Annotated in this window: 19 protein-coding genes and 1 tRNA gene; 6 read left to right on the forward strand and 14 right to left on the reverse strand. The window is 40.9% G+C overall.

The genetic code is table 11. From position 1 onward, the window contains the following. Nucleotides 1-102 precede the first annotated feature (102 nt). From AJGP001_RS12185 to AJGP001_RS12205, 5 genes are all read right to left on the reverse strand, one after another. Nucleotides 103-795 (reverse strand): PepSY domain-containing protein, encoded by a 693-nt coding sequence (locus AJGP001_RS12185; protein WP_078080590.1) that lies wholly within the window; start codon nucleotides 793-795, stop codon nucleotides 103-105. A 2-nt stretch (nucleotides 796-797) separates the two neighbouring features. Continuing rightward, a complete protein-coding gene (locus AJGP001_RS12190) occupies nucleotides 798-2,165 on the reverse strand; it encodes a HAMP domain-containing sensor histidine kinase (protein ID WP_078080591.1) in 1,368 nt (455 codons plus the stop codon). Then, complete coding sequence (locus AJGP001_RS12195) at nucleotides 2,149-2,847, reverse strand: response regulator transcription factor (protein ID WP_058384769.1); 699 nt, start codon at nucleotides 2,845-2,847, stop codon at nucleotides 2,149-2,151. Before AJGP001_RS12195 ends, AJGP001_RS12190 begins: the two co-directional genes overlap by 17 nt. 232 nt (nucleotides 2,848-3,079) lie before the next feature. Further along, nucleotides 3,080-4,468, reverse strand: a complete 1,389-nt coding sequence (locus tag AJGP001_RS12200; protein ID WP_078080592.1) for an aldehyde dehydrogenase — start codon at nucleotides 4,466-4,468, stop codon at nucleotides 3,080-3,082. Nucleotides 4,469-4,575: 107 nt separating this feature from the next. Beyond that, nucleotides 4,576-5,499 carry a Gfo/Idh/MocA family protein gene (locus AJGP001_RS12205; protein WP_078080593.1) on the reverse strand — a complete coding sequence of 308 codons (924 nt, stop codon included), beginning with the start codon at nucleotides 5,497-5,499 and terminating at the stop codon, nucleotides 4,576-4,578. A gap of 114 nt (nucleotides 5,500-5,613) precedes the next feature. Here AJGP001_RS12205 and AJGP001_RS17545 point away from each other — a divergent pair, with 114 nt between their 5' ends. The 3 genes from AJGP001_RS17545 (at nucleotide 5,614) to AJGP001_RS12215 (ending at nucleotide 6,881) form a co-directional block, all read left to right on the forward strand. After that, entirely contained in the window at nucleotides 5,614-5,757 is a 144-nt protein-coding gene (locus tag AJGP001_RS17545; RefSeq protein ID WP_169793183.1) for a hypothetical protein, read from the forward strand. Nucleotides 5,758-5,946: 189 nt separating this feature from the next. Next, nucleotides 5,947-6,675: a thermonuclease family protein gene (locus AJGP001_RS12210; RefSeq protein ID WP_078080594.1), complete on the forward strand. Its 729-nt coding sequence runs from the start codon at nucleotides 5,947-5,949 to the stop codon at nucleotides 6,673-6,675. Between the two features lie 133 nt (nucleotides 6,676-6,808). Then, nucleotides 6,809-6,881, forward strand: a tRNA-Val gene (locus AJGP001_RS12215). A 459-nt stretch (nucleotides 6,882-7,340) separates the two neighbouring features. Here AJGP001_RS12215 and AJGP001_RS12220 read toward each other — a convergent pair. The 7 genes from AJGP001_RS12220 to AJGP001_RS12250 all read right to left on the reverse strand — a co-directional run bounded on the left by AJGP001_RS12220 (nucleotide 7,341) and on the right by AJGP001_RS12250 (nucleotide 14,951). Next, nucleotides 7,341-8,396, reverse strand: a complete 1,056-nt coding sequence (locus AJGP001_RS12220) for an S-layer homology domain-containing protein (protein WP_071153557.1) — start codon at nucleotides 8,394-8,396, stop codon at nucleotides 7,341-7,343. 150 nt (nucleotides 8,397-8,546) lie between these two features. Next, nucleotides 8,547-8,909 (reverse strand): YolD-like family protein, encoded by a 363-nt coding sequence (locus tag AJGP001_RS12225; protein WP_058384765.1) that lies wholly within the window; start codon nucleotides 8,907-8,909, stop codon nucleotides 8,547-8,549. Nucleotides 8,910-8,922: 13 nt separating this feature from the next. Further along, nucleotides 8,923-10,182, reverse strand: coding sequence for a Y-family DNA polymerase (locus tag AJGP001_RS12230; protein ID WP_245830169.1), 1,260 nt, complete (start codon nucleotides 10,180-10,182; stop codon nucleotides 8,923-8,925). Between the two features lie 456 nt (nucleotides 10,183-10,638). After that, on the reverse strand, nucleotides 10,639-12,672 hold the full coding sequence (locus AJGP001_RS12235; RefSeq protein ID WP_071153556.1) for a TRAP transporter permease: 2,034 nt from the start codon (nucleotides 12,670-12,672) through the stop codon (nucleotides 10,639-10,641). Next, a complete protein-coding gene (locus AJGP001_RS12240; protein WP_058384763.1) occupies nucleotides 12,662-13,186 on the reverse strand; it encodes a DUF1850 domain-containing protein in 525 nt (174 codons plus the stop codon). The genes AJGP001_RS12235 and AJGP001_RS12240 overlap by 11 nt, the downstream gene beginning before the upstream one ends. Before the next feature lie 74 nt (nucleotides 13,187-13,260). Continuing rightward, a complete protein-coding gene (locus tag AJGP001_RS12245) occupies nucleotides 13,261-14,241 on the reverse strand; it encodes a TAXI family TRAP transporter solute-binding subunit (RefSeq protein WP_071153555.1) in 981 nt (326 codons plus the stop codon). Nucleotides 14,242-14,366: 125 nt separating this feature from the next. Further along, nucleotides 14,367-14,951 (reverse strand): phosphatidylglycerophosphatase A family protein, encoded by a 585-nt coding sequence (locus AJGP001_RS12250; protein WP_058384761.1) that lies wholly within the window; start codon nucleotides 14,949-14,951, stop codon nucleotides 14,367-14,369. A gap of 104 nt (nucleotides 14,952-15,055) precedes the next feature. Between AJGP001_RS12250 and AJGP001_RS12255 the strand changes: the two genes are divergently transcribed. The 3 genes from AJGP001_RS12255 to AJGP001_RS12265 all read left to right on the forward strand — a co-directional run bounded on the left by AJGP001_RS12255 (nucleotide 15,056) and on the right by AJGP001_RS12265 (nucleotide 16,803). Next, entirely contained in the window at nucleotides 15,056-15,778 is a 723-nt protein-coding gene (locus AJGP001_RS12255; protein WP_058384760.1) for an alpha/beta hydrolase, read from the forward strand. A gap of 74 nt (nucleotides 15,779-15,852) precedes the next feature. Beyond that, a complete protein-coding gene (locus AJGP001_RS12260) occupies nucleotides 15,853-16,371 on the forward strand; it encodes a YjcG family protein (protein WP_058384759.1) in 519 nt (172 codons plus the stop codon). Further along, on the forward strand, nucleotides 16,372-16,803 hold the full coding sequence (locus AJGP001_RS12265) for a GNAT family N-acetyltransferase (protein ID WP_058384758.1): 432 nt from the start codon (nucleotides 16,372-16,374) through the stop codon (nucleotides 16,801-16,803). A gap of 52 nt (nucleotides 16,804-16,855) precedes the next feature. On the opposite strand, the gene fabI is transcribed toward AJGP001_RS12265, so the two are convergent. Together fabI and mgtE are read right to left on the reverse strand one after the other, a co-directional pair. Then, a complete protein-coding gene (gene fabI / locus AJGP001_RS12270) occupies nucleotides 16,856-17,626 on the reverse strand; it encodes an enoyl-ACP reductase FabI (RefSeq protein WP_058384757.1) in 771 nt (256 codons plus the stop codon). A 79-nt stretch (nucleotides 17,627-17,705) separates the two neighbouring features. Then, nucleotides 17,706-19,076, reverse strand: a complete 1,371-nt coding sequence (mgtE, locus tag AJGP001_RS12275; RefSeq protein WP_071153554.1) for a magnesium transporter — start codon at nucleotides 19,074-19,076, stop codon at nucleotides 17,706-17,708. Nucleotides 19,077-19,128: the final 52 nt, after the last annotated feature.

Consider the following 19,128-nt stretch of genomic DNA (forward strand, 5'->3'; position numbering starts at 1 on the left):
CTCCTCCTCATTTGTTGTTACTCTTACAATAACCTCTTCTTCTGAGTAGAAGATTAAGGCAAGATGAGAAACTGATGAGAAATGAATGCAGATTCGTTCAAGTCAATTGTCCCATTCGACTGTCATTGTATCGCCACGAACTGCATGAATTTGAATTGTCGCTTCTTGATCCGTTTCGTCATTCTCAATTTCAATCAAGTAATAGCCACCATCTACGGTCTCCACGAATTCATCGTCTTGAACTTCTCCTGACAATGTTTTTTTAGCCAGTCTAATCGCTTCGTTGCGTGTAATAATCCGCTCGAGATCCGGTTCTTCTGACGGAACTACTTGAACCGGCTCTTTACTGATTGTTAATACTTCCCCTGTTGCAGCAGATAGCACCAAAGTCGAGACTTGCGTTTCTTCCTCGACTTTAACGGTGTACTCGTTTCGATCTTTGTTGTAGGTGTTGCTCCCAATTATTCCTTCAACTTTCTCTAAAGCCATCTTTTCTGCCTGTTGTTCGGTTAATTTTTTAGCTTTTTCCGTTTTTTTTAGTAGTTTCATGCTTTCTACTTGGCCGTTTTGTCGGTTTACTAGAGCGAGATAGCGTCCATCTGTCCGTTGGAATTCGACTTGGTAATCTTCTCCAGAGGCTGTAGTTTGTTCAATACTTCCCCCGTACAAGCTAATTACCGTTTCCTCGGCCTGCTCTTCTGAAATTTCAGGAGAAGTGCGTGGAAACAGCAGAAAGGCTATTACTGACCCACCAAGTAAAATCGTCGCTAAGGTCATCAAAATCCACTTTCGCATCATCATCCCTCCTGTTTCAAGTGTACATCAGCAACATTAGAATTCTCTGAGAAAGTAATGGTTACTGTCGTACCCAACTGCTCGATGCTCTCCAGACTAATTTCAACCTTCAATGAATCAGCCAGTTGTTTTGCCAATGATAGACCTAACCCAAATCCCCCAGTTTCTCGGTTCCTTGCTTTATCTACACGATAAAATCGTTCAAAGACAAAAGGCACTGCATCTTTTGGAATGCCGATTCCTGTATCACGAATCTGAATAACGGTGTCTCCATTTTTTTGAGCGATTACCTCAATTTTATTAGCGCTATACTTTCTGGCATTGTCCAGCAAAATATAGAGAAGCTGCTTGAACTTCGAGACATCTGTAACGACCGGTAGTGACTGTTCAGCTGTAATCAACTCGAACTCACGATCATAAGATGTGTTCATGGCCGTGACGGTTTGCGCCAGTATATCGACTACATTTACAGTGATCCATTCCATTTGTGATTCGCTTCGGCGAGCAATATGCAGCAATTGCTCGATCAACACCTTCATCCGGTCGGTCTCTGCACGTATGGCTACCAAACTTTCCTCCGCAATTTTTTTATCGTGCATGCCTTGTCGCTGGAGCAGTTTGGCATAGCTGCCGATTACCGTTAGCGGTGTCTTTAGTTCGTGGGAAGCATTCGAAACAAATTCTTCTTGCTTGGAATAGTTTTCTTCTAACAAGTCCATCATTTCATTGAAGGTATTGCCCATCTCAGTCAATTCATCGTGTGAATTGCTTGCTACCGGTAGTTTTTCAAAATTACCGTTACGCTGTATGCGTGTCATGGTAGTCGTCAAATTGGTAATCGGCCGTGTAACAATTCTTCCTAGAACGACACTCGAAATAATCACGGGAATCATAGCTAGCAAAGTGACAGCAACTAAAACCAGCCGCAGCGTCTCCAAGTTTTTTGTCGTTTCCTGCATCGACTGTGCAACTGTAACTTCTGCCACTTGGCCATCCGTCCAAATAATCGGTGCTTTAACATAAGCAAAGCGCTCGCCTTCCACGTTGATTGTGCCCGACAGCTCTTCTAGTTTATCGGGGAGCTTGACAGTTACCGTTGGAGATTGGATAGGTGCTAGTTGTTGACCATCAGCTGTCGTAACTTTCACAAGCCCATTAACAGGGACATAGGCACGCAGCACCGTACTTGGATCTTCCGTTTCCGTATTATTAAACTTCGCCACCAGTGCGTTCGTTTCCGTCTGAAGCTGTTCAACTTCTGTCGAATACGTCAATCGGCTAAATGAAAAATAAATAACGAAAGCCAAGATTAACAAAATCACCAGCATCAACAACGTGGAGGAAATATGAATTTTATTTTTTAGTTTCATGGCTTTGCTCCTTCAACACATAGCCCACTCCACGAACGGTTTGGATATACGTAGAACGTTCACCCAAATCTACTTTCTTCCGCAAATAGCGAATATAAACGTCGATTACATTGGTGTCTCCGTAATAATCATAGCCCCACACCGCATTCAAGACTTGTTCACGGCTAAGCACTTGCTGTGAGTTTTTAATCAAATACAGCAATAAATCAAATTCCCGTGGCGTCAATTCAATCATCCGTCCGTTACGTTTGACGTCCCGCGTACTTTCGTTCATTTCCAGCTCATGAAAACGGTGAAGCGCTGAATTTCCATTACCGTTTGATAGGCGCAGACACGCACGAATTCGTGCCAGCACTTCTTCAATCTCAAACGGTTTCGTAATATAATCATTGGCACCTAAATCCAAACCAGCCACTTTATCTTTTACATCGTCTTTAGCTGTTAGCAAAATAACCGGAATCGCCGCATCCGATATGCGGATACGCTTTAACACATCCAAGCCGTGGATTTCTGGCAACATCAAATCGAGCAACACCAAATCCCAGTTCTGCTCCCGGAACTGAATCAATCCTTCAGATCCTGTATGAGCAACGCCTGTTTCATATCCTTCAAACTTCAATTCCAATTCCAATACACGCGCAATGCTTTTTTCATCTTCAACAATTAAAATGCGTTCTGCCATTGCCATCACCTCTTACTAAGTATCATATCAGATTCATGAAAAGCGCAGGCGCCCATGTAGATTCGACGGGCATAAGACAGACCAGCAGTGTGGCGCTCTTTGCCACGCAGCTGGGTTGGCTTATGACCCTAGAATCTGGGCGCCGGAGCCTGGACACTGAAAAGCGCAGGCGCCCATGTAGATTCGACGAGCGTAAGACAGACAGAAACGAAAAAAACGACCCGAAGGCCGCTTATTTCAGTACTGTCTTGATCCATTTCGCTTTATTTTTGTAGGGTGGAAACAGTAAATTTGTCGATAGTTTAGTTGATTTCTTCAAGATGGATTTAGCGTGTGTAAAGGTTTCAAAGCTGGATTTACCATGATAGGAATTGATACCCGACGTTCCGATGCCACCAAACGGTAAATAAGAGCTACCCACATGAGAAACCGTATCGTTAATACAGCCGCCGCCAAATGGTAATTGATCTAAGAAAAATTGTGTCGCACGTTCATTTTCTGAAAACAAATACGCCGATAATGGTTTCGGCAAGTTACGGATTTGACGCAACAATAACGGCAAGTCTGTATAGCTAATAATTGGTAAAATCGGACCAAAAATCTCGTCTTCCATAGAGGGACTGTCCCAGCTAACATTGTTTAGAAGGACCGGTTCGATATACAAGTCATTGCGATCCGTATTGCCGCCATAAATAATTTGTCCCGCTTCTTTGCGAATAATTTCAGTCAATCGATCAAAATGTTGAGTGTTGACGATCCGCCCAAAATCAGGACTCTGTTGTGCATCTTTGCCGTAAAAGCCTTTTATTGTTTTCGTTAAAATTTTCAGGAATTCTTCTTTAACCGATTCGTGTACACAAATATAATCAGGTGCCACACATGTCTGACCGGTATTCATCAGTTTCCCCCAAGCAATTCGTTTTGCAGCAAGTTCCAGGTTCGCTGTTTGGTCGACAATCGCCGGGCTTTTGCCTCCGAGTTCTAAGGTAATCGGCGTTAAGCGCTCGGATGCAGCTTTCATGATGACTTTTCCGACATTCACACTGCCGGTAAAGAAAATATAATCAAATGAGGCATGAATCAATGCGGTTACTTCTTCACGTTCGCCTTCGACTGCACGAACATAGTAAGAAGGAAATGCTTCTTCAATTATAGTACCAATTACTTTTGCCACGTGAGGTGTTGCTTCTGAAGGTTTGACTATCGCACAATTCCCACCGACAATCGCTCCAATTAATGGCTCCATCACCAATTGGAATGGATAATTGAAAGGCCCAATGATTAACACAGAGCCGTATGGTTCACGGATAACAAAGCTTTTAGCCGGCTGAAGATGAATTGGTGTCTTGACGTGTTCAGGCTTCATCCAGTCTTCTATATTTTTTGCCATGCTGCCGATGCTATCGAGTACAAAACCGACTTCTGTTGCATAAGCTTCAAATTCACTTTTTCCTAAATCTTTTTTCAAAGCATCGATAATCTCTTTTTCATGAGATTGGATCACGCTTTTTAAGCGGTACAATTGTTCAATTCGAAAATCCGCTGGTTTCGTGTCACCTGTATAAAAGTAAGCACGTTGTTCTTCTATCATGCGTTCCACATCAGTTGCTGTAAAATTCATTGTCCAACCTCCTCTAAGTTTCTTCAGTATAGCAATTTTGGCATTGCATAAGCGAAGTTAATGACCTTAAGTTCTTTACCCAAAAGAATTATAGAAAAAACAAAGAGTTATTCCATCAGTAAATGATCGATATAGCGTTGAACAATTAATCCTTCTTCGAAATTAACCAATAAAGTAGACTGGTTATTCATTTCTTCAAACAGCGACGGGACTTCTTCAAATTCTTCAATCAATTGACGGTCTTCTCCGTACATTGATTTATAAAGGGTTGTCCAGTTTTCTAGAGTCAGCACGCCCTGTTCTCCATACACTTTAAACTGCAATAATTCTTTTTGACCAATATTGCTAATCCCTGTCAGTAAAAAAGGAATTTTTGCTTCGGTAAGTCCGTGTGCAATGAGTCCAGTTTCGCATTTATCCGCTTGTTCTGGATAGGTAATATGATGAGATGTAAACGACAATGCTCCAAAGAGACGATGCATTAATTGAAAATAATGAGGGAACACTTCACGAACAAATCCACCTTGGCTCCTTGAACCAATCCACGGATTTTGTTGCCATAACCTCGGCCAGTCTGGGAAAAAAGTTTGAAGTTCGATTCGGACAATTTTTCCGATATCGCCTTCCTTAATGCGCTTGGCCATTTCACGAATTGCAGGTTTATACATTAAGGGGAAATGCATGGCAGTTTGCACTCGGTTATTTTGTACAGTTTTTACCATCGCTTTGCCAGCTTCAACATTGTGGGCCAATGGTTTTTCGCACAGGATATTAATCCCTGCACTAGCTGCACGTTCAGCGATTTCTTCGTGAAAAGCGGGAGGCGTCGCAATATAAACCCAATTGATGTCTGAATGCAGCACTTCTTCCACTGATTTCGCCATAGGGATTCCGTAAGTTTCACTAATTTGCGTAAGACGCTCTGTTTGTGGATCAAAAACTATTTTTATGTCCACATGATGTTCTTGTTCCAGTTGCTTAATAATTCGTTCGCCAACAATTCCTGTTCCAATGATGCCAATTGAAATCATGCCAAATCTCTCCTTTTAATGCTTTTCAGCTTTTTTACCTTATTTGTTTATTAGTGTAACCTTTAAGGGTATAGAATAGTCAAACAATACAATTAAAACCAGGGGGGAAATAAAATGAATGAACAGACCTATTGGTGGGAAACTATTTTTACGGGTGAATTAGAAGTTGGGGTTAATAAGGAAAAATTAGAAGGTCTCACGGAAGAATCGCTTTTGTATTACGCTGAAACAGCATCACCCGCGGAGACAACACTTTAATTGCGGAAACGGATTAGACTCTATCACTCCCGTACATAAAGGCGCCTTTTCAATTTTTGATTGAAAGAGGCGTTTTATTATGCCGTTTTTTAGCGTTAACGACGGGAACGATCGACTTAGAGCCGTTATCCAATTGCCAGGTAACATAATTATTTATATACTTATGAAGAACTGAAAGTGGGGATTGTGATGAAACTAAAATTGATGCTAGTTGCTGTATTATTCCTATCGGGCTGCGGAATGTTAGAATCGACCGACACTTCTGGCACCACGGACCAAATTGATGTGAAAGTAACGCAAGTTATTGATGGCGATACTATAAAAATTATATACGAAGGCGAAGAAGTGACGGTTCGCTACCTATTAATAGACACACCCGAAACCAATCATCCACGCCTCGGCAAACAACCGCTTGGTAGTGAGGCCACTGAAGAAAACAGACGTTTGATCGAATCTGGTGATGTATCGATTGAATTTGATGTCGGTGACCGCTTTGATGATTATGACCGTTTACTTGCTTACATTTATGTCGATGGTGAGAGCGTTCAAGAACAAATGCTAGCATCTGGACTGGCCAGAGTTGCTTACGTCTTTCCCCCAAACACACGTTACCTCGACGATTTTGAACAAGTAGAGCAAGTCGCCAAAGACAGCCAAACAGGCATTTGGCAATATGAAAATTATTCAACAGACCGCGGCTTTGACTCGGAAGCTTACGGACAAGAACCAACTAGCACTCCGAGCACGCCCCCTAAAGAAGCAACTACCGACTGCGATATTAAAGGCAACATAAACCGCAGTGGCAATAAAATCTACCACCTGCCAAGCGACTCTTCTTACGAGCAAACCAATCCAGAAGAATGGTTCTGTTCCGAACAAGAAGCAAAAAATGCCGGCTTTAAAGGTGTTGGACAGTAGGTTAATCGACTTGTAGCAATACAAATCGCCACATGCTACTAACCGAATGACCCTAAACAGGCTTCTTTTCTTCTTTGTAAACTATTGACTTTTTCTGCGGACGAGCTATACTTATATTTGTCCTGGAAATTGAGATTCCTTAGCTCAGCTGGGAGAGCGCTACCTTGACAGGGTAGAGGTCGCTGGTTCGAGCCCAGTAGGAATCATACATGTTAATCTATCAATGGTTTGAGGCACTTTTCAAACTTCAATGGTGTAGTGGTTGGATACCGAATAAGAATCCACTACCAAAGACCGCTTCCTTATCTGATTGAAATCAGAGAGGAAGTGGTTTTTTTATTCAAGTTTACTATGCAAGACTATAGAGATGACAAGAAGCTTCTAAACCTTTCTCTTAAATTCCTAGAAATCTATATACTAACGTTAAAAGAGCTTCATATGTTCTGTGTAGTTTAGTATTTTCTAAAATCCTATCGTATATATTAAGCATTACTTATTGTCAATCTTCCAACAAATAAATTTGATGAAATCAAAAACGACTTCTACTTAGAAGTCGTAAAATGAATATATTATAGCTTACATTTTCATCATTAATTAAAAATATGTGTAACCAAAATCTTTACTCATATTCACCGTTGATTCTTTCGATTATCTACATACTTCTACTAGAGTCCTACGGCATTCACAGCATACGTCGCATCTGCATTACTGAACCCTTCAAACTCTAATTGAGCGATCAAACCGCTCCTTGAAAAGGATGTGTATTCAAGATAATTTTTAGCCATTTTTACGGCTTGCTCTCTCCAATTCGTATTAATTTTGTCCACAGCATACTTCGCATCTGCATTACTGAATCCTTCATATTCTAATTGAGCGATCAAACCGCTTCTAGAAAATGATGTGTATTCTAGATAATTTTCGGCCATTTTTACGGCTTGTCCTCTCCAATTCACATTAATTTTGTCCACAGCATACGTCGCATCTGCATTACTAAAACCTTCATATTTTAATTGAGCAATCAAACCGCTTCTAGAAAATGATGTGTATTCTAGATAACTTTTAGCCTTTTTTATCGCTTGTTGTTGTGACACCGTTTCGGTCTTGTCAGGTGACTTGATAAAATCATCATTAAATGCTCTTGCCAGAAAAGCAGAAAACTGTTCTCTGTTCAAACTATTATTGGGCTTGAACGTTCCATCTTCATAGCCGCTTACGATTCCCATCGCAGCTAAATTCATAATAGAATAATATGAGCTCATCTTCTTGCCCACATCGCTAAAAGAGACGGTAGGCGTGATCGTCTTATTGAAAAAAGCTCGATTTAATATTATTGCCATTTCTGCTCTTGTTACTACTTTGTCGGGCTTGAACGTTCCATCAGGATACCCCGATATTAAAGAGTTTTCAGTAGCTTCAGCAATATAGCCACTTGCAATTTTTGAAGAGCTTACATCTGAAAAGCTTGTATTTCTTTGTTTTCCATCGTAGCCCATAGCTCTCCCTATCATGATTGCCGCTTGCGCTCTTGTGACATTACTTTTCGGACGAAAAGTACCGTCTGGAAAACCTGAAATCACCTTTTCTTTAATAAGATATTGAATCTCATTATAAAAGCGATTACTTTTCTCTACATCCTTTAAATTAGTAGCTGCTAAGGATTGATTAGTAAAAATACCACTAAGCATAAGTAATAGCACAACGAACACTATAATTTTCTTCACTCATATTACCTCCTTTTTTCTTTTACTTTATCATATCCAATAGCCTATAAATATGTAAATTGTCAATTCAAGTCGAACGCGGCAAAAAATTCATGAATGCCTCAAAGGGTTTGTTGTAATTCAGTACCTTTCGTGGCACTCGATTGAACGTCAATCCACCATGACAATCGCAACCACTTCATCGATCGGTAACCTATACTTTTTCTCTGACTCCACACAAATTAGCACTCTACTTCTTACATCAATGCCTTCAATTGTTCCACGGTACTCATGGATGACACCTTCTTTCCAACTTTGAATTACCACTTCACATTGTCGCTTTAACGCAATATCCATTTCTTCTTGAAGCAGCTGCAAATCGTCTTCAGTTAACTGTGGCTTCGGTACTTGTTCATCTTTGGCATACCATTCCCGAATCATTTCAATATGCTCGGGTAACATTAACGCAGTCCACTTGATGCGTCCGCGGTCTTTGATGTCTCCGACAACTTTTAAATACTTATTGCGTTTCATTCGGATCGCCCCCTTATTCTTTATTGTGCCCACCGATTAATTTCGTTCGTGCGATCGCAGTACCCGCTTGTGTAGCTGATACACCGCGGTAAATAGCTGAATAGCCATATCTTTTACGAATCCGATCCATCGCTTCTCCAAGCTGTCTGTTTTCAAACTTTTTTTCGTCAAAGAGACTTAACTGCATCGATGACTCTTCTTCTAAATTGCTGATAGCTAATGATATTTGCCGAACTGGCTTGTGTTGAAAATACTCTCTGAAAATGCCTTGGCAAACCTTATAAATTTTCAATGTATCATTTGTCGCTTCGTCAATGGACCGTGAGTGGGAAAATCCACCACCGAAAGCTGTCTTGCTGTAAACGATGCTTAAGTGAATGGTCCGTCCTGCACGTCTCGCTTGGCGTGTTCTCATCGCGACGTCTTCGCACATTTCCAGGATGATGGTCATGATGTCTTGTTCTTCTATGTAATCCCGGTATAAAATTTGTCCTTTGCCGTAACTAATTTGTCCTTCGACTAAAGGTGTCCCCATATCTGACAGATCGATGCCGTTGGCGTGCTGATGCAGCTGATTTCCTAAAATACCAAACTGTTTTTCTAGAACTGAAACATCAGCACAAGCCAAATCACCAACAGAGAAAATCCCCATATTGTTTAAGGTCTTCTCGGTTCGAGACCCAATGCCCCACATGCGGCTCAACGGTTTAACGGGCCACAACTTCATGGCCACATCGGCGTAAGTCCAAAAGGCAAATCCAGTCTCTTTCGCTTCTAAATCCAGTGCTAGTTTTGCTAGTAGCATGTTCGGTCCTCCGCCGACTGAAGAAGGCAGTTTAAAGTGCTCTAGTATTTCTTGTTGAATGCGGCGCATCGTCATTGTGGGTGCTCCCCATAACTTTTCAGTTCCTGTAAGTTCAACAAAACTTTCGTCCACGCTGTAGATGTGAATCGATTCTTTCGGCACGTAGCTTGCTAATAACTCTGAAATGGCCATGGATTTCTGTAGATACAATTTCATTTTTGGCTCGATCAACAAAATATCTCGGTGATTTGGAATTTCAAACAGTCTTGTACCTGTTCTCACACCAAAACGTTTTTTCATCATGGGTGATGCAGCCAATACAACACTGCCTTTTCGCTGTTGATTCCCGACAACTGCAAGACAAACTTCTAAAGGGTCAAATCCAAGCTCGACCGCTGAAACACTGGCGTAAAAGCCGCACATGTCGATACAAAAAATATAAGGTTCCGGTAATTCATGCATCTTCATAATTACCACCTCCAAATAGAACATTTGTTCTTATTCTATACCACAGCTATACTAACGGCAATCCTTTTAAGGAAAATAAAAACAGCCGTTTGGTAATTTAGCAAATGAACATCAGACTAGTACCTGTTTTTTAGTAACTGTCCATAGTTTTGTACTCAGACAATCAATTTGCACTCCATATAAGTTAGTGATCTTTTGAAACACCAAACTTTCTAACAACTTTACATTTCTCTTTTAACCGTATATGATGAATAAAGTAAGCAGTTCGACATCCAACATTTTTATTGTTTTTAAGATTAGTAAAAATCATTGGGTGCCAAACCCACTGCAAGCTTTAGGAACAAAGTTTGCTTTGAAAAAGTCATCACCTTCGGGTGGTGGCTTTTTTCGTATTTTCATAAACCAAAACAATGAAAAAAAACCGTTCGGGCATTGGCCCAAACGGTTTTGTCTTTTTTACGCTGCTACTGTTTTAGCAGGTTTCTTTTCACGTGCCATCCATTGAATTCCGAACAAAATTACGAATAGTATTGCGCCAATTGTATCAGACAAGCCTTCTGGATAAATCAACGCCAGTCCAGTCGCAAATGTAATAATGCGCTCGAACCAGTTTAGTTTTCGGTACCAGAAACCAATGAGTCCTGCTCCGATGGCAACCATACCTGAAAGAGCTGTAATTAATACCCAAATCAATTCTGGCCAGCTTGTATCAATCATTAACAGCGCTGGAGATAACACGAACATATATGGAATGATGAACGCTGCTGCTGCTAATTTAGCAGCAATAAAGCCGGTTTTAATCGGCTCTCCACCTGAGATACCTGACGCTGCAAATGCAGCAAGTGCAACCGGTGGTGTAATATCAGCAATGATACCAAAGTAGAAAACGAATAAATGGGCAGATAAAGCGACCACTAGTGGAACTGCTGCTCCAACTGGCTCATCTAACATTAACAGCGTAATAATAGCAGGTGCTGCAATTGTAGACGTAATAACATAGTTGGCAGTTGTTGGAGAGCCCATGCCCAAAACAATTGCTGCTAGCATTGTGAAGAACAGCGTTAACAGGATGTTTCCTCCTGAAGCTGAAACTAGTCCATTTGCCAAGCTCAATCCGAGCCCGGTCTTAACAACTACTCCAACGATAATACCTGCTGCTGCTGTGGCTGCTGCAACTGCTAACGCTGTTCTTGCACCATCGACTAAAGCTAAAATCATATCTTTAAAGCTAAGTCGTGTTTCTTTGTTGAAAGCACTAACAAAAATCGTTAACAAGATTCCGTAAAGTGCTGCTTGCATTGTTGGCACACCAATCAATAAAAATACGATGATGGCAACAATCGGCGTAAGTAAGTAAATCTTTTTTAATACTTCATTACGATTTGGCATTTCTTCTGGAGAAAGACCCTTCAGGCCAATTCGTTTGGCTTCGAAATGAGTCATGATCCAAACACCTGTGAAATACAAAAGAGCCGGTATAGCAGCGGCTTTCGCTATTTCCCAGTAGGTTACTCCTCCAATAAATTCAACCATTAGAAAAGCTGCAGCACCCATAATTGGTGGCATTAATTGACCGCCTGTTGAAGCCGCTGCCTCTACTCCACCAGCAAACTCTTTCTTGTAACCCAATTTTTTCATCATCGGAATCGTATAAGAACCTGATGTGACAACGTTGGCCACTGAACTTCCGGAAATGGTTCCTTGCAAAGCACTTGAGAAGATTGCTACCTTCGCGGGGCCACCAACTAAATTACCTGCGAGTGATACAGCCAAGTCATTAAAATACTGCCCGACCCCCGTTTTCACTAGGAACGAACCAAATAACAAGAAGGTAAAAATGAAGGTAGCTGAGACACTGATGGGTGTTCCTAAGATTCCATCGGTAGTATAGAACATCAGTTGGATAACCGAATCTAAATCCTGTCCCCTGTGGCGTAAAAACCCTGGGAAATAAGGTCCGAAAAAGGAATATGCCAAGAACAAACTGGCGATGACCGTAATTGGCATACCGACTGCTCGCCGTGTTGCTTCAAGTGTCAGCAAGATTGCTAATATCCCGACAATTAAATCCAATTCGGTAACCCGTCCAAGACGGAAGACTAAATCATCATACATAATTGGCCAATAGGCAGCTACGCCTACTGATAATAGCGCCAGTATGTAGTCATACCAGGCAACTTTGTGACGAGCCCCTTTGCGTTTTCTAGCAGGAAATAATAGAAAGATTAAGGACAGTGCAAACCCTAAGTGAACCGACCGCTGAATGTAAGCAGTATACTGCCCAAAGATAGCGGTATACAATTGGAATAAGGAAAAGGCTAGTAAACCGAAAAAGACCACATGTTTAATTATTCCACTTAAATCTCTCGTATTGGATTCAGGATCGTATTTTTGTAGAATTTCCTTTTGTTTTTCCTCTGAGATGTATGATTCATCTTCTGGTGGAAGCTTTTTCTGTTGAAGTTCTTCTGGAGATAACTTATCGCTCATCAATTCTCACTCCTTTTCTTAGTTGAAACAGGGATAAGTGCTCTACGCGAAACGTATAGGACTGTCCTCTTTCAAGTGTTCTTTTTAAATCCATCTGATGTCCTTTAGTTTTGAATGACAAGTTGGCATCCACATCTCCCACAAATAACCGAAACTCCGGAATTTCCTTTGTCATATTCTTGATAAAGTATTTACCGTCTTTTTCGACAAAGGTCTCTCCTTCTCCTGCATTTGAAGGCATGCCAATGTTAAAGTCTTCGTATTCAAGTTCTGTCATCATTATTCTATTATCGCTTACTACTTTGTAGCTTTCAATAACTTCTGATAAGTGAATTGAATGCGTATAGATTAGTTGGAAGTACGGGCTGACAACTGGTACATAAGCCGCTACTTCTTCAGTCTCATTGTCGATAAACACATAATACTTCTGGGAAGGGATAAATGCGATTAAGGAGCTGATGATGAGGAGGATGGTTACGAAAAGAAGGATTTTTTGTATCCGGTTACACCGCATAATCTGTTCTCCCCTATGTAAACAAATAACTGACGGCAAGCTTGCGCTTTACCGTCAGTTAATCGCTCATTCAATTAATTTACTTCATCGAAATATTTTTGTGCACCTGGATGGATATCGATTCCAATTCCGTCAAGGCCTGTTTCAGCTTTGATCAATTCAGCTTTTGCATGCTGGATTTTATCTGTGTTTTCGTAAATTGCTTTTGTGATATTGTAAACAAGATCTTCTGAAAGGTCATTCTGCACGACTAACATCGCTAAAACAGAAACCGTTGGAACTTCTTCAGTCAATCCGTAAATACCAGATGGTACAACGTCGTGCGCATAGTAAGGATATTTCTCGATCAATTCATCGGCTTTATCCTTTTCTACAGGAATGATTACTACATCAGAAGTTGCGCCTAAGCTTTCAACTGCGCCTGTTGGTGTCCCAGCAGTGATGAATGCTGCGTCAATTTGACCTGACTGCAAGCTTTCTTGTGATTCGCCAAAGTCAAGATTCTGTGCATCAATATCGTCCATTGTCATGCCATGGATTTCTAATAATTGTTCAGCGTTAATATAAGTCCCAGAGCCAGGTGCACCAACTGAAATTTTCTTCCCAGCCAAATCGTCAAATGAAGCGATACCTGAACTTGAAGTTGTAACTAATTGAATTGTTTCTGGGTAAAGTGCCCCAATAGCAGAAACCGTATCAATCACTTCGCCTTCGAACATATTCGATCCTTCAGCAGCGTAAAATGCCGTATCTGTTTGAACAAATGCGATTTGTGCATCTCCATCAGCCAGTGCCGTCATGTTTGCAGCAGATGCCTGTGAAACTTCGGCAGTTGTATCTAAACCTGTCTCTGTTTCAATAATGGATGCCATTGCGCCACCAAGTGGATAATACGTACCTGTTGTTCCACCTGTCAGAATACTAAGGAATTCTGGATCTTTAGAAGCTTCTTCTCCGCCTCCACCTTCAGTAGCCTTGTCATCTCCACAACCTGCTAAAAACACAGATCCTGCAAGAGTAACTACAGCGAATAAACCAAATTTCTTTCTCAACATAAAGTGACCTCCCTTTTCTAAACTAATTTTTGACGTTCTTATTCATAATAGCATGTCTTTCTTACTAGATTCAATGCATTTCGAAAAATACAACCGCTTACATAAAGAACATTTAGAATACTCGTTTACGTCTCTGCACCTTCTACATACGTTTCAGGAGCTGTGTCTTCCGGAGCCAAATCTTCAAAAGTCTTACCTTGTTCTTCCAGATCACGCGTGCGGTGAGCGATACGCGCTGATGCGCATGCAGCAACACTAGCGACTAAATCATCCAAAAAAGTATGAACCTGTCCACCGTATTTAGTATCCAACTCATGGATAATGCCTGTTTTATTTTTGTCCAAATGACCGAATGTCGTTACTGCGATACTGCCATACGTTAACACTGCACCGAGTCCAATCATTTCATCAACGCCAAAAAGACCTTCATCCGAACCTACAATTTGTTGAAGTGGGCGGGATAGTTTACCTTGTTCAGCAAGTTCATCTAATTCAATTCCCACAAGTAAGGCATGCTGCATTTCACGTTTACGTAAAACACTTTCAACGGACTCCATACAATGTTCGATTTTAAGTCCTTCGTTAAAAGGCAATTGCATATCCAAAACTATTTTGGCTATGTCTTCATTTGTAACGCCTCTACGTTCTAATGCTTCATGAGTAGCTTTTGTCACATCATCTGAGTGAACCCGGAATCTTCTGCCATCCATATCCAAAACCCCTCTCATCTTAACTTATTCATGTTCCTTTCCATTATACCTTGTCTATGCAATGTGGTACAATTTTCTTACAAAACCCTAAAGGAGGCATAGACATGACTACTGGAAAGGTAGAAGATTTATCGATCTACAGCAAAGAGCTTCAAGAAGATATGCAACTGCTTGTCTATCTCCCTTCCAATTTTTCACCTTTGTATAAATACACACTCGTTATTGCTTCTGACGGCAAAGATTATTTTCAGCTGGGGAGAATTCCGCGAGTTGTGGATGAATTATTGGAAAATCGAGAAATAGAAAATATTATTGTGGTCGGTGTTCCGTATAAAAGCGTAGCTGATCGCAATAAAAAATACGAGCCGACTGGCGAGCAACATGGCGCTTACCTGCGCTTTTTAGCACACGAACTGGTACCGTTTTTAGATGCTAAGTACCCGACTTATCAAGTGGGTATGGGACGCGCTTTGATTGGTGACTCGTTAGCCGCGACTGTGTCCCTAATGGCAGCTTTAAAATACCCAAATATTTTTGGGCGCGTAATTCTTCAGTCACCGAAAGTTGGCGAAAACCTATTAACGGCCGTGGAAGCTTTTAAATCAGCAAACTCGTTTACCGTTTATCATGTAATTGGAAAAGAAGAAACAGCCGTAAAATTGGGATCAGGAGAAACTGCTGATTTTCTCGAACCAAATCGAAAATTAAATAATTTAATGAAAAATAAAGGGTTTTCGGTCTTTTATGAAGAATTTGAAGGAGACCACACTTGGAAGCATTGGCAGCCCGATTTAAGACGTGCACTTATTCAGAACTTCGGCATGTAAAGGCTGATGATGCTCCAAAGTAGCATGAGCAACATACTTATAAGATGGTTATTACAGACAAGGAGGTCATTAGGATGAAATATGGAGTCGCAGCTTTTCCTTCAAAAAAATTACAGGATATTGCCAATTCGTACCGGAAAAGATATGATCCGCATTATGAGTTAATCACTCCTCACATGACATTAAAAGATCCATTTGAGGTGGATGCATCACAGATTAAGGAAATGGCAGCAGAAATGCGGAATATTGCAAGTCGCCATAAACCATTTAAATTGCATGCTACGCGTGTTAGCACATTTTCCCCGGTTAACACTACTTTGTATTTCAAAGTAGAACCGACTGCTGAAATCAAAGGGCTACATGAGGATTTAAATTCTGATTTCTTTGGTGGCACGTCCAAACACTCTTTCATACCGCATATCACAATCGGGCAAAAATTGTCTGATACAGAACATGCTGATGTCTACGGTCAGTTAAAAATGGCCGGCATTGATCACGAAGAAATCATTGACCGGGTGCATCTGCTTTATCAATTAGAAGATGGATCGTGGACGGTTTATGAGACATTCCGTTTAACTGGAGATGATCAATAAGTGTTGAAAGTTAAAATGGCTGAAAACCAAATGGAAAAAGAACAAGCTTTTGATATTCGCAGAAAAGTTTTTGTAGAAGAACAAAAGGTTCCTCTTCATATCGAAATGGATGAACATGACGATGGCGCCATTCACTTTATCGCGTATCAACTTGAACAGCCAATTGCTGCTGGGCGTATCCGTGAAGTTGAAACCGGTCTTGGCAAAGTTGAACGCGTATGCGTGCTTTCCGAGTACCGCGGTCAGCACATTGGCGTCATGATGATGAACGAAATGGAAGATTATGCTCAGACAAATGGCATTTTCAGACTCAAATTGAATGCACAAACTCACGCGCTTGCCTTTTATGAAAAGCTTGGCTATGAAATTACATCAGACGAATTTATGGACGCAGATATTCCCCATAAAACGATGGAAAAATCATTAAACTAAGAATAATAAAAACAGATCAACCGGTAAATCGGCTGATCTGTTTTTTTGCTGCTTATAAAATATGGAACCCGCTGTCTACATGAATAGTTTCTCCTGTAATTCCGCGTGACATATCACTGAAAAGGAATGCCGCTGTATCGCCCACTTCTTCAGGTGTCGTATTACGACGTAATGGCGCTTTTTCTTCAATTTCGTGTAAAATCGAGTTGAAATCACTGACACCTTTTGAAGAAAGCGTACGAATTGGACCTGAAGAAATCGCGTTGACACGAATATTGTGTTTGCCAAGGTCTGCTGCTAAATAACGCACGGACATTTCAAGAGAAGCTTTCGCAACACCCATGACGTTATAGTTAGGCATTACACGTTCGCCACCGATATAAGTTAGTGCAACGATACTACCGCCTTCAGCCATCAATGGTTTTGCATTTTTCGCGATATTTGTTAACGAGTACGCGCTAATATTATGTGCTAACAAGAAGCCATCTCGCGATGTATCTGAAAAATCGCCTGCTAATTCTTCGCCTTTTGCAAAAGCGATACAATGCGCCAATCCGTGAATTGTGCCAACTTGTTCTTTAATTGTCGTGAAACAAGTCGCAACAGCTTCATCATTGGTCACATCGCATGGCAAAATCAATTCATGGTTCCCATCCAACGTTGCGACTAAATCCCGTACTGATTTTTCAAAACGTTCACCTGCATAAGTAAAAATTAGATTGGCTCCAGATTGATCTAACGAACGTGCAATCCCCCAAGCAATGCTCCGCTTGTTGGCTACTCCCATAATGACAAAAGTCTTTCCTTGTAATGATATTGACATGTCCATTCCTCCTGCATCGATTATTATTACCTGGTACTAATAATACATCACAAAAAAGAAAAGTGCAATTTGCACTTTTCTAGAGGCGGCTCAAAAAAGTGGTAGCTAAGCCTAAATATATTAAAATCGAAATAATATCGTTTAACGTTGTGATAAAAGGACCTGATGCTACAGCTGGATCAATCTTCATCCGATGAATTAATAACGGGATAAAGGAACCGGCTAACGTGGCGACAAAAATAGAACTCATAACAGCAGTTCCGACGAGCATGCCGATTAACAATTCACCTTTCCAGAAGTAAACCAAGCCGACAACGACGACTCCGCACACAATGCCCGTAATGAGTCCCGTACCCGCTTCACGGAGTAATAATTTCATTTTACTTTCTTCTTCAATGTCCCCTGTCGCAATTCCTCGAACTGCTACAGCTAGTGCTTGTGTGCCACTGTTACCAGCCATACCCGCAATAAGTGGGATAAAAACAGCTAATAACGCTACTTGATCCAGCGTTGCTTCAAACATGCCCATCAAATTGGCCGTCAACATACCTAAAAATGTTAACAAAATCAGCCAAGGCAACCGTTTTTTAGCGGCAGTCAACGAACTTTTGTCAAACGTGTCCATATCTGATACAGCTGCGAGTTTCGAATAATCGTCTGAAGCTTCTTCTTCTAATACATCAATAATATCGTCGACGGTAATAATGCCTAGCAAATGCTGTTGAAAATCGACTACCGGCAATGCCAGGAAGTCATAATCCTTAATCATTCGCGCTACTTCTTCTTGGTCTTCGCTAACCGAAACACTGACCACTCGTTCGTTCATAATGGCACTAATCAGGGTATCTTCTTCTGCAAGAATCAAATCCCTTAACGTGACAATGCCTGACAGCTTCTTATCATCATCAACGACAAATACATAATAGATGGTTTCAGCATTAGGTGCTGCATTACGAAGAATGTTCATCGCAGAACGTACTGTCGAATTTTTCGGTACAGCTACAAATTCAGTCGTCATAATGGAACCTGCCGTATACTCTTCATAATGCAGTAGATCTTTAATTTGCTGCGCCGATTCTTTATCCATGATTGTTAAATAAGTGGCGACCTGCTCTTTATTTAATTCGTTTAAGATATCTACCGCGTCATCTGTGTACATATAGGACAACAAATCAGAAGCATAACGAGCATCCATCTCGAGAAATAGATCTTCGTAATCATCATCATCTAATTCAATCGCTTCAAACAAATCCGCCATCTCTTTAGGAGAGAGATACTGATACAGCAATTGCCTTGTCCCCGAATCCGCTTTCTCGTAAAAACTTGCTTGGTCGTATGGATGGTGGGATAAAAACTCATCACGGAATTCTTTAACATCTCCGCGTATAAGTAATTCAGTGAACAATGCTTCGTTTAATTCTTCATCGCGTACTACTTTTTCTTCCATCATGTATACTCCCTCCTTCCGAAGATCTTCTATGCTTGCTATAGTAGTCTATACG

The sequence above is a fragment of the Planococcus faecalis genome (assembly GCF_002009235.1).
Lineage (GTDB): Bacteria > Bacillota > Bacilli > Bacillales_A > Planococcaceae > Planococcus > Planococcus kocurii.

Excerpts from the sequence above, each read along its gene's own strand:
- AJGP001_RS12185 (WP_078080590.1), bottom strand. The coding sequence starts at position 795 with ATGCGAAAGTGGATTTTGATGACCTTAGCGACGATTTTACTTGGTGGG.
- AJGP001_RS12190 (WP_078080591.1), bottom strand. The coding sequence starts at position 2,165 with ATGAAACTAAAAAATAAAATTCATATTTCCTCCACGTTGTTGATGCTG.
- AJGP001_RS12195 (WP_058384769.1), bottom strand. The coding sequence starts at position 2,847 with ATGGCAGAACGCATTTTAATTGTTGAAGATGAAAAAAGCATTGCGCGT.
- AJGP001_RS12200 (WP_078080592.1), bottom strand. The coding sequence starts at position 4,468 with ATGAATTTTACAGCAACTGATGTGGAACGCATGATAGAAGAACAACGT.
- AJGP001_RS12205 (WP_078080593.1), bottom strand. The coding sequence starts at position 5,499 with ATGATTTCAATTGGCATCATTGGAACAGGAATTGTTGGCGAACGAATT.
- AJGP001_RS17545 (WP_169793183.1), top strand. The coding sequence starts at position 5,614 with ATGAATGAACAGACCTATTGGTGGGAAACTATTTTTACGGGTGAATTA.
- AJGP001_RS12210 (WP_078080594.1), top strand. The coding sequence starts at position 5,947 with ATGAAACTAAAATTGATGCTAGTTGCTGTATTATTCCTATCGGGCTGC.
- AJGP001_RS12225 (WP_058384765.1), bottom strand. The coding sequence starts at position 8,909 with ATGAAACGCAATAAGTATTTAAAAGTTGTCGGAGACATCAAAGACCGC.
- AJGP001_RS12230 (WP_245830169.1), bottom strand. The coding sequence starts at position 10,182 with ATGAAGATGCATGAATTACCGGAACCTTATATTTTTTGTATCGACATG.
- AJGP001_RS12235 (WP_071153556.1), bottom strand. The coding sequence starts at position 12,672 with ATGAGCGATAAGTTATCTCCAGAAGAACTTCAACAGAAAAAGCTTCCA.
- AJGP001_RS12240 (WP_058384763.1), bottom strand. The coding sequence starts at position 13,186 with ATGCGGTGTAACCGGATACAAAAAATCCTTCTTTTCGTAACCATCCTC.
- AJGP001_RS12245 (WP_071153555.1), bottom strand. The coding sequence starts at position 14,241 with ATGTTGAGAAAGAAATTTGGTTTATTCGCTGTAGTTACTCTTGCAGGA.
- AJGP001_RS12250 (WP_058384761.1), bottom strand. The coding sequence starts at position 14,951 with ATGGATGGCAGAAGATTCCGGGTTCACTCAGATGATGTGACAAAAGCT.
- AJGP001_RS12255 (WP_058384760.1), top strand. The coding sequence starts at position 15,056 with ATGACTACTGGAAAGGTAGAAGATTTATCGATCTACAGCAAAGAGCTT.
- AJGP001_RS12260 (WP_058384759.1), top strand. The coding sequence starts at position 15,853 with ATGAAATATGGAGTCGCAGCTTTTCCTTCAAAAAAATTACAGGATATT.
- fabI (WP_058384757.1), bottom strand. The coding sequence starts at position 17,626 with ATGTCAATATCATTACAAGGAAAGACTTTTGTCATTATGGGAGTAGCC.
- mgtE (WP_071153554.1), bottom strand. The coding sequence starts at position 19,076 with ATGATGGAAGAAAAAGTAGTACGCGATGAAGAATTAAACGAAGCATTG.